Origin of the sequence: Desulfosalsimonas sp. (assembly GCF_046483245.1) — a bacterium.
Lineage (GTDB): Bacteria > Desulfobacterota > Desulfobacteria > Desulfobacterales > Desulfosalsimonadaceae > Desulfosalsimonas.
In genome coordinates, this window is the sequence record NZ_JAWODO010000124.1 from 1 (window position 1) to 9150 (window position 9150).

The window sequence follows — 9150 nt, forward strand, 5'->3', positions numbered from 1 at the left end:
AACCCCTGACCTGGCATGCCAAACCGGTTGAAACCGATTTCTACGATCTAAAGGGCGTGGCCGAGGGCCTGCTGGCCGCCCTGGGCATAACAAACGGGACTTTTTCAGCTCTGCCCGCATCGGCCTGCAGCTATACCCTGCCGGGGCAAACCGCCCAGATCCGGTGCAAAGACACTTTCCTTGGCATCATCGGGGAAATCCGGCCCGCTGTTCTGGAAAAATTCGATATCCAACAGCCGGTCTTTGCCCTTGAACTTCACATGGAAGCCCTGGTGCCGATTGTTCCCGAAGATCCCCAATTTGTGCCGGTTCCGAAATTTCCCGCCGTGACCCGGGATATAACGATCATAGTTGACCATGGCGTGGAAGGCAGACAAATCCTTGATCATCTCCGGGAGGCGGAAACCCAATGGCTTGAAGACGTATTTTTGTTTGACGTCTACTCCGGACCGCCCATTGCCGAGGGGCATAAAAGCCTGTCCGTGCGGCTTGTATACCGCTCAACGACCCGGACCCTTGAAGACACCCAGGTCAATGAACTGCACCGGAGCATCACCCAAAGCCTGCTGACGGCCTTTAATGCAGCGCTTCCGGCGTAAACCGGTGCCAACCCGCTAAAACAACCCCCTAACCGGTTGCGGAGGGTTTTTTCGTGGCTTCCCAGGCCCCTATACCCGATAAGCTTTATTACCGGATCAAGGAGGTTACCGAGATCACGGGCCTGGCGGCTTACGTGCTGCGGTTCTGGGAGTCGGAATTTTCCGCCATCCGACCCAGGCGCAGCGAATCCGGCCAGCGGCTTTACCGCAGAAGCGATATTGAGGCCATTCTGGAGATCAAGTATCTGTTGTATGAAAAAAAATTCACAATCGAAGGGGCCCGCAAGCAACTCAAGAAGCAGGGCTCACCCCGATCCCGGAATGCACGGGACTCGCTATTAGAACAAATTCGTGCAGAACTCCGCTCCATCCGGAACATGCTTGACGAATAAATCCCTTCCTCCCCCGCCCTTTGTCCCCGGCCGGACTGAAAACCGTGCCGGTTTTGGACACAAAACCGTTTTTCACCAATTCTCCGACGGTTGGACCTGCTTTTGATTGATTTTTCATATTGACAATTTTTATTTTATTGCTTACTGTTGCCAGGTATATTTTCGAGCGGGCATAGCTCAGCTGGTAGAGTACAAGCTTCCCAAGCTTGGTGTCGCGAGTTCGAATCTCGTTGCCCGCTCCATCTTTTCCGTGGCGATCAGCCGGGGGAAAACTTCCGGAAAATTTTTCCGGAAAAGATGAAGCGCCAAAGGTTGGAGGAGTTGATCAAAACGGGCAAAATGCCCGTTTTTTATTTCTATTTAAAAAAAGCAATGAAAACGAAAAAAAAGACGCATTCACAACCAAAGCCGGAGAAAAACAGCGCCGTAACCAGCCGGCAGGTGGCCGAACTGGCCTGGGAACTGGGCGAGCCATTGTGCGCGGCCGAAGGCCTGGAGTTAATCCATGTGGAATATCAGCGCGAACCCGCAGGCTGGGTCTTGCGGCTGTTTATTGAAAAACCCGGCGGCGTCGGGGTAGAAGAATGCAGCCGGGTATCCAGGCAGCTCGGAGATCTTCTGGATCTCAAACTTGACACGGATGTATCCTATACTCTGGAGGTTTCCTCCCCCGGACCCCAGCGGCCGTTGTCGAAAAAGGCCGACTTTGATCGTTTTACCGGGGAAATGGCCCGGATCCGTACACGGCAGGCCCTGGGGGGACAAAAAAACTTCAAGGGTCTTCTTGCCGGTACAGCCGATGACGCTGTCCGGCTGACACTGGATTGCGAAACCATTGAAATACCGTACCAAGAGATCACCAAAGCCAGGCTGACGAATTATCACGGAGACGACAAATGCTGATCACAGATATGAAACGCGTTATTGAGCAGGTAAGCCGGGACAAGGGTATTGATTTTTACGTCCTGGTCAAAACACTTGAGGAAGCCCTGCGCTCCGCGGTCAAAAAAAAGTTTGGCAATAAAATTGATATTGAAATCCAGTATAATGAAGAATCCGGAGAACTGGAAGTCTTCCAGTTTAAAAACGTCGTGGAAACCATCACAGACCCGGATTTTGAAATCAGCCTGGAGGAGGGCCGGAAACTGGACCCCGAATGCGAGATGGGCGACAGCCTCGGCACCAAGATGGATACCACCACATTCGGCCGGATCGCGGCCCAGTCCGCCAAGCAGGTAATCATCCAGAAGCTCAAGGCGGCTGAACGAAGCGTGGTCTATCAAAATTTCATCGGCCGCAAGGGGGAAATCGTCAACGGCATTGTCCAGCGGGTCAGCCGCAATGAAATCATTGTCAACCTCGGACAGGCAGAAGCGGTTTTGCCCAAACGTGAACAGATCCCCAACGAGACCTACCGGCGGGGCGACCGAATCCGGGCCTATATCCTGAAAGTCCACGATGAAAGCCGGGGACCCCAGATTGTGTTGTCCAGGACCCATCCGGACTTTCTCATCAACCTGTTTAAAACCGAGGTGCCGGAAATCAGTGAAGGCATGGTCAGCGTCATCGGCGCGGCCCGGGAAGCCGGCAGCCGGGGAAAAATCGCCGTGCGGTCCAATGATCCGGATATTGATCCGGTGGGCGCCTGCGTCGGGATCAAGGGCAGCCGGGTCCAGAGCGTGGTTCAGGAATTAAAGGGCGAAAAAATAGACATTATCCCCTGGCATATCGATCCGGCCAAGTTCGTTTGCAACGCTCTGGCTCCGGCCGAAATCTCGCGGGTCATCATCGATGAGGTCAACCACGTAATGGAAGTGGTGGTCCCGGACGACTCCCTGTCCATTGCCATCGGCAAACAGGGCCAGAATGTGCGGCTGGCATCCAAATTGTCCGGATGGCATCTTGATGTGATCAGCGAAAAGCGATATAATGAAAGGTTACAGCTTGGATTTGCTTCCTTGATGGATTTGCCCGGCATGACCGAACCCCTTGCCAATCTGCTGTTTGAAAAAGGATATTTTTCCACCGAAGACGTCAGCAAGGCTTTGCCCGAAGAACTGGCCCAGGAGTTCAACCTGTCTGAACCGGAGGCAAGGGACCTGGTTGAAGCCGCCACAAACCAGCAGACCATGGCAGAACCCGAAGATGATGCAGCCGATGGGTCTTTAGACAACAGCGCCGGAGATGATGACAAAGACACGCAAAATCAGGAAATATAAAGGCAGCCGAAAGTGTTTGACGCGGCGCCCTGGACAATCAAGGGGGATGGATGGCAAAACGCAGAGTATTTGAGCTTGCCAGAGAGCTGAACATGGGCAACAAGGAACTGCTCGACAAGATGCAGGAAAACAACATCGAGGTGTCCAGTCACCTCAGTTCTCTGGAAGATGAGACTGTCGAGCAGATTAAAACCGCAATCTTCGGCCGGAAAAAGGAAGTTGCGGTGGAAGATACGCGGGTTAGGCCCAATGTCATCCGCAGACGCAGGAAGGCTGCGCCCCGGCAGACCGAAACCGCTGCAGAAGGGGATTTAGAAAAGCAGGGCGTCGGGCGGGCAGAAGAAACAGCTGCCGGTCAAGCTGCCCCGACACCCCCGGAAGCCGGAGAACCCGAAGAAAAAAGCGCTGCAAAAACCGCGGAAGCCGAGGACCAGACCCCACCATCCCCCGGGGACGCCGAGGCGGACACAAAGGCTGCACCAGCGGTGGAAAAAGAACCGGAGACCGCATCCCCTCAGGTATCCGAAGAGCCTGAAGCCAAGCCGCCGGAAAGCGCGGAGCCCGCTGCCCCGGAACCTGAAGAGACACCCGAAGAGACACCTCAAGAAGAACCCGAACCAACGGCTCAGGCCCTGTCCGAAGAACCGGACGCTAAAGCTCCGGCCGCTGCGGACGAGCCCGAAGAAATTGCTAAAGAAAAGCAACAGCCTGTTGCCGAGGCTTCTGAAGAAACTTCCGCGCCCCGGAAAGCCCAAGACGCACAAGAGCCGGCGGCTGACACGGAAACCCCTGCGGAAAACCCGCCGACCGAAACTCCGGAAGAGGCCCCGGAGCCCGCAGAACCCGGGGAACCGGCTGAGATGGAAGCCAAAAAAGCCGCAAGGATCAAAAAACCCAAAAAGAAATCCAAAAAGGGCCAGCCGGCCAAAATCATCCGACTGCCGGAACCCGAGGCTGAAACCGCCCAACCCGCACAGGAAGAAACCGCGCCGGCGCCTGAAACCACGGCCAAAGACAAGACCCCGGCGGCTCCGGCCTCGCCCGGAACTGAAGATGAAAAGCGCCGTTCCAAAAAGAAAAAGGCTGCTGCCGAGACCGCCGAGGAGGCGGATAAGGCCAAAAAAACCGCCAGGAAAAAAGCCGGCTTCAAGCGCAAGGAAGTTGTGGAAGGCGATGCCTTATATGACCAGCGCTTTGGGCGGGGCAGAAAAGGCAAAAAAAAGGGCAAGGCTGCCCGGCCGGCATCTGACCAGCGGCCCCAGATCACCACGCCCAAGGCCATCAAGCGGCGCATCAAAATCGATGACACCGTGGTGCTCTCGGACCTGGCCAAGCGCATGGGTGTTAAGGGAAACGAGCTGATCAAGCGTCTCATGGAAATGGGCATGATGGTGACCCTAAACCAGAGCATCGATTATGAAACCGCTGAGCTGCTGGCCTCGGAATACCAATTTGAAGTGGAAAAGGCCGCGTTTGAAGAAGAAACCATTTTTCAAAGCGAAGAAGACGCCCCGGAACAACTCCGGCCGCGGCCGCCGGTGGTCACCATCATGGGCCACGTGGACCACGGAAAGACTTCGCTGCTCGACGTGATCCGCCATTCCAAGATCACTGAAAAGGAAGCCGGTGGCATCACCCAGCACATCGGGGCCTATCGGGTGCCGTATGAAAACGGCGACATTATCTTTCTCGACACCCCCGGCCATGAGGCATTTACCGCCATGCGGGCCCGGGGGGCAAAGGTGACCGACCTGGTGATTCTGGTGGTGGCCGCAGACGACGGGGTCATGCCCCAGACCATCGAGGCCATCGACCACTCCAAGGCCGCGGGCGTGCCCATTATTGTTGCCATCAACAAAATCGACAAGCCCGGGGCGGATCTGGACAAAATCAAACGGGAACTTGCGGAAAAAGATCTTGTTCCCGAGGAATGGGGCGGAGATACCATCTGCGTTCCGGTTTCAGCCAAGCAGGAAACCGGCCTTGACGAATTGCTGGAGATGGTGCTGCTCCAGTCCGAGGTCCTGGAACTCAAGGCCAATCCCAGCAAGCTGGCCCGTGGCTTTATTGTGGAGTCCAAACTTGAAACCGGCCGGGGTCCGGTGGCCACGGTGCTGATCAGCGAAGGCACCCTGCATACCGGCGAACCCGTGGTTTCCGGCATCTACTACGGAAAAATCCGGGCCATGTTCGACGACATGGGCGAAGCCGTCAAAGAGGCCGGACCTTCCTACCCGGTTGAAATCATCGGCCTGTCCGGGGTTCCCATGGCCGGCGATGAGCTTATGGCCGTGGCTGACGAAAAGGACGCCAAACAGGTCAGTGAGCACAGAATGGAAAAACAACGCTCCAAGGATCTGTCCAAAACCACGCGCATGAGCCTGGAAAGCCTGTATGAAAAAATGCAGGAAGGAGAGGTCAAGGATCTGAACCTGATCATCAAGGCAGATGTTCAGGGCTCAATTGAGGCGCTGAAAGATTCTTTGACCAAGCTGTCTACAGACGAGGTCAAGGTCAATGTGGTGCATTCGGCCGCCGGCACCATTCACGAATCCGACGTGTCCCTGGCTGCCGTGTCCAATGCCATTATCCTGGGATTCAATGTCCGGCCCTCGGCAAAGGTGTCGCATCTGGCCGAGGACGAAAATGTGGATATCAAGTATTACAACGTCATCTACAATGCCATCAAGGACATCAAGGATGCCATGGTGGGCCTGATGGACTCCCGGTTTGAAGACCGCGTGCTTGGCCGCGCCGAGGTGCGGCAGGTATTCCACGTGCCCGGCACGGGATCGGTTGCCGGCTGCATGGTGCTTGAAGGCAAGATCCAGAGAGGCCAGCCCATCCGCCTGGTGCGCGACGGCATTGTCATCCACGAAGGCAAGCTGGCTTCATTGAAACGATACAAGGACGATGTCAGGGAAGTGACCCACAATTACGAATGTGGTATGGGCATTGAGAAATTCAATGATATTAAAATCGGTGACATCATTGAGTGCTACTGGCTTGAAGAAATCAAACCCATGATTGACTAAAAGACTTATGGTAATCGGGTTCGGCACCCTGACCTTCCGGCTGCACGAGTGCCATGGATTAAAGGAAAAACGCAAGATCATCAAGTCGATTATCGCCCGGAGCAGAAACAGCTTTAATGCGGCCATTGCCGAAGTCGACTTCAATGATATGCATCAGCGCGCCAAAATCGGCTTTGCCCTGGTGGGAAATGACCGGCGGACGATCAATTCGCAGATGGACAAGCTCTATGAATTCATCTCCCGCCTGGAACTGGCCGAAGTCACGGACATGGAAACGGAGATTCACAACATATGAAGCCCTACGGCCGTGCCGAAAGGGTCAGCGGTCTGATCCAGCAGGCCCTTTCTGAAATACTGCTCAAATCAATCAAAGACCCCCGACTGGCCTCGGTTTCCATTACCGGTGTGAAAATGACCGGGGATTTAAAACTGGCCCGGATTTATTTTGTCACTTCCGGGCATTTTTCCTCCCGGGAGGATGCGGCCGCGGGTTTCCGAAAAGCCCACGGCTTTATCAAAAACAGTCTTGCCCGGGAACTGGAGCTTCGATATATGCCGGATTTAGAATTTTTCTACGATGAATCCATTGACTACGGGATGCATATCGACAGCGTGCTCAAGCGGTTGCACAATGAACATGAACCAGATCATCCAACAACTAAAGAAGAGTAGACGCGTACTGCTGGCGACCCATATCCACCCGGACGGCGATGCCATCGGCTCGCTGCTGGCCCTGGGCTTGGCGCTGGAAGAAGGGCTGAAGAAAAAAGTACAATTGTACAATGAAAGTGTGCTGCCTGCGGTCTATCATTTTCTGCCGTCGATCCACCGGATCAAAAACGAGCCCGGCGATATAAAGGCCTATGATACGGCCGTGATCCTTGACTGCTCGGACCTGCAGCGCGTGGGCAAAGCCGCCGAGGCCATCAGCCGGATTCCAACGGTCATCAATATCGATCATCACGCAACCAATACCCGGTTTGGCAATTACCAGCTGATCGATCCCAGGGCCTCGGCCACCACGGAAATTCTACACCGGCTGCTGCGGGGGATGGAAATGCCCATCACCTGCGCCATGGCCTATGCCATTTATACGGGAATCATGGCGGATACAGGCTCCTTTCGGTTTTCCAACACCACGCCGGAAGCCTTTAAAATCTGTCATGAAATGGTCTGCCAGGGGGCTGATCCCCACAAGGTGGCCCATCACGTATATGAAACAACTTCGCTGAAGCGGATCAAGCTGCTCAACATGCTCTATGACACCATCGAGGTCTCGGAAAACGGCAGACTTTCGATTATGACATTGACCCAGAACATGCTCCATGCTACGGGAACTTCAATCACGGATGTCAACGGTCTGATCAACTATGCCCGGCGCATCGAAAACGTCAAGGTTGCGGCCCTGCTTTATGAACGCGCAAGCAGCCGTCAGATGCAAAGGCACAAAAGCAGCGTCTTTCACGTAAGCCTGCGGTCTGACGGATCAGTGGATGTGGCCAATCTTGCTGCGGTTTTCGGCGGCGGCGGCCACCGCAGCGCAGCCGGATTTGACGTTCACAGCTCCCTTTTGGATTTAAAAAATGAGCTTTACTCCATGGCCGGCCATTTATGATAAACATGCACGGCCGGACACAGAATCCGGAAAACAGTGTGCGCCAGACAGTAACCCAGGCCGCGGATCGGCCTGACGGCATTCTTGTGGTCAACAAGCCGGCGAACATGACATCTGCAGCCGTGGTCAGCCGGATCAAGCGGCTGCCCGGGGTTAAAAAGACCGGACACACCGGCACGCTCGATCCCTTTGCCACCGGGGTGCTGATTTGCCCGGTCAACCGCGCCACGCGCCTGTCCCGGTTTTTCCTTCACGGGGCCAAAAAATACCGGGCCGTGCTGAGCCTGGGCACGGAAACCGACACCCTGGACTGCACCGGTGAAATCACAGCCCGCCGCCCGGTCAAAGATTTGAGCGAGCACCGGATCTGCCAGGCAGTGGAAAGCTTTGCCGGAGACATCCAGCAGGTTCCGCCGGTATTTTCGGCGCTAAAGCACAATGGCGTGCCGCTTTACCGGTACGCCAGAAACGGCACCCCGGTGGAGAAACCCGCACGAACAGTGCACATCGAAAGCATTCGGGTCACGGGCATTGACCTGCCGGATATTTGTTTTGACGTAACGTGCAGCGCCGGAACCTATATCCGCAGCCTTTGTGCGGACATCGGCCATGCCCTGGGCTGCGGGGGGCATCTGAGCCGGCTGATGAGAACCGAAAGCTGCGGGTTTGGCATCGCTGAGGCGGCGGCGCTGGAGAATCTGGAAAAGGTGCAGACCCGTGCTGAACTGCAGCCATGGATCATTCCCATGGCCGGGGCCATCGCAGGCATGCCGGCATATACTGCAGACTCGTGGCTTTTGGAGAAAATCCGGCATGGCCGGCCCATTGCGGCAGACGACCTGGAACCGGAACCGGCAACCGATGCAGGCGGCCGGATCCGGATCCTGGATACGGAAAAGCGTCTGGTTGCGGTTATTGAAAAAAAAACAGGTAAAAGTCCGGACAAAATTGACTATTCATATTGTTGTGTCTTTCATTACACCTGATACCTATGATATAGAGACTAAAAAGAAAAAAGATCTTTAAGGAGGCCAAATTGAATATCGCCGTGGAAAACAAGCAAAACACCATAGAACGCTTCAAGCGCCACGAGGTGGACACCGGCTCACCGGAAGTCCAGATCGCCCTTTTAACAGAGCGGATCACCAATCTCACCGAGCACTTGAAAACCCATAAAAAGGACCATCATTCCCGCCGCGGACTGCTGGTGATGGTGGGCCGCCGCAGGCGTCTGTTAAACTACCTGAAAAACCAGGACATCAACCGTTATCGCGATTTGATCAAACAGCT

Annotated in this window: 9 protein-coding genes, 1 tRNA gene and 1 pseudogene; all 11 read left to right on the forward strand. The window is 55.1% G+C overall.

All coding sequences use genetic code 11. The annotated features are described in order from the left end of the window. Positions 1 to 599: pseudogene (locus R6U41_RS11010) on the forward strand (phenylalanine--tRNA ligase subunit beta); the annotation flags it as partial. Between the two features lie 53 nt (positions 600 to 652). Further along, the gene (locus tag R6U41_RS11015) at positions 653 to 991 is read left to right on the forward strand and encodes a MerR family transcriptional regulator (protein WP_410269890.1); all 339 of its coding nucleotides are present in this window, start codon (positions 653 to 655) and stop codon (positions 989 to 991) included. A 166-nt stretch (positions 992 to 1157) separates the two neighbouring features. Then, positions 1158 to 1233, forward strand: a tRNA-Gly gene (locus tag R6U41_RS11020). Positions 1234 to 1363: 130 nt separating this feature from the next. Further along, complete coding sequence (rimP, locus tag R6U41_RS11025) at positions 1364 to 1894, forward strand: ribosome maturation factor RimP (protein ID WP_410269891.1); 531 nt, start codon at positions 1364 to 1366, stop codon at positions 1892 to 1894. After that, a complete protein-coding gene (nusA, locus tag R6U41_RS11030; protein WP_410269892.1) occupies positions 1888 to 3210 on the forward strand; it encodes a transcription termination factor NusA in 1323 nt (440 codons plus the stop codon). The genes rimP and nusA overlap by 7 nt, the downstream gene beginning before the upstream one ends. Positions 3211 to 3260: 50 nt before the next feature. Next, entirely contained in the window at positions 3261 to 6245 is a 2985-nt protein-coding gene (gene infB / locus R6U41_RS11035; protein WP_410269893.1) for a translation initiation factor IF-2, read from the forward strand. A 7-nt stretch (positions 6246 to 6252) separates the two neighbouring features. After that, on the forward strand, positions 6253 to 6540 hold the full coding sequence (locus R6U41_RS11040; RefSeq protein WP_410269894.1) for a DUF503 domain-containing protein: 288 nt from the start codon (positions 6253 to 6255) through the stop codon (positions 6538 to 6540). Next, positions 6537 to 6917 (forward strand): 30S ribosome-binding factor RbfA, encoded by a 381-nt coding sequence (gene rbfA, locus R6U41_RS11045; protein ID WP_181549461.1) that lies wholly within the window; start codon positions 6537 to 6539, stop codon positions 6915 to 6917. The genes R6U41_RS11040 and rbfA overlap by 4 nt, the downstream gene beginning before the upstream one ends. Then, the gene (locus R6U41_RS11050; RefSeq protein ID WP_410269895.1) at positions 6877 to 7860 is read left to right on the forward strand and encodes a DHH family phosphoesterase; all 984 of its coding nucleotides are present in this window, start codon (positions 6877 to 6879) and stop codon (positions 7858 to 7860) included. Before rbfA ends, R6U41_RS11050 begins: the two co-directional genes overlap by 41 nt. After that, positions 7857 to 8846 (forward strand): tRNA pseudouridine(55) synthase TruB, encoded by a 990-nt coding sequence (truB, locus tag R6U41_RS11055; RefSeq protein ID WP_410269896.1) that lies wholly within the window; start codon positions 7857 to 7859, stop codon positions 8844 to 8846. Before R6U41_RS11050 ends, truB begins: the two co-directional genes overlap by 4 nt. Before the next feature lie 50 nt (positions 8847 to 8896). Then, positions 8897 to 9150, forward strand: a 254-nt coding sequence (gene rpsO, locus R6U41_RS11060) for a 30S ribosomal protein S15 (protein ID WP_410269897.1), incomplete at its 3' end; no start/stop codon positions are given.

Excerpts from the sequence above, each read along its gene's own strand:
- rimP (WP_410269891.1), top strand. The coding sequence starts at position 1,364 with ATGAAAACGAAAAAAAAGACGCATTCACAACCAAAGCCGGAGAAAAAC.
- nusA (WP_410269892.1), top strand. The coding sequence starts at position 1,888 with ATGCTGATCACAGATATGAAACGCGTTATTGAGCAGGTAAGCCGGGAC.
- infB (WP_410269893.1), top strand. The coding sequence starts at position 3,261 with ATGGCAAAACGCAGAGTATTTGAGCTTGCCAGAGAGCTGAACATGGGC.
- R6U41_RS11040 (WP_410269894.1), top strand. The coding sequence starts at position 6,253 with ATGGTAATCGGGTTCGGCACCCTGACCTTCCGGCTGCACGAGTGCCAT.
- rbfA (WP_181549461.1), top strand. The coding sequence starts at position 6,537 with ATGAAGCCCTACGGCCGTGCCGAAAGGGTCAGCGGTCTGATCCAGCAG.
- R6U41_RS11050 (WP_410269895.1), top strand. The coding sequence starts at position 6,877 with ATGAACATGAACCAGATCATCCAACAACTAAAGAAGAGTAGACGCGTA.
- truB (WP_410269896.1), top strand. The coding sequence starts at position 7,857 with ATGATAAACATGCACGGCCGGACACAGAATCCGGAAAACAGTGTGCGC.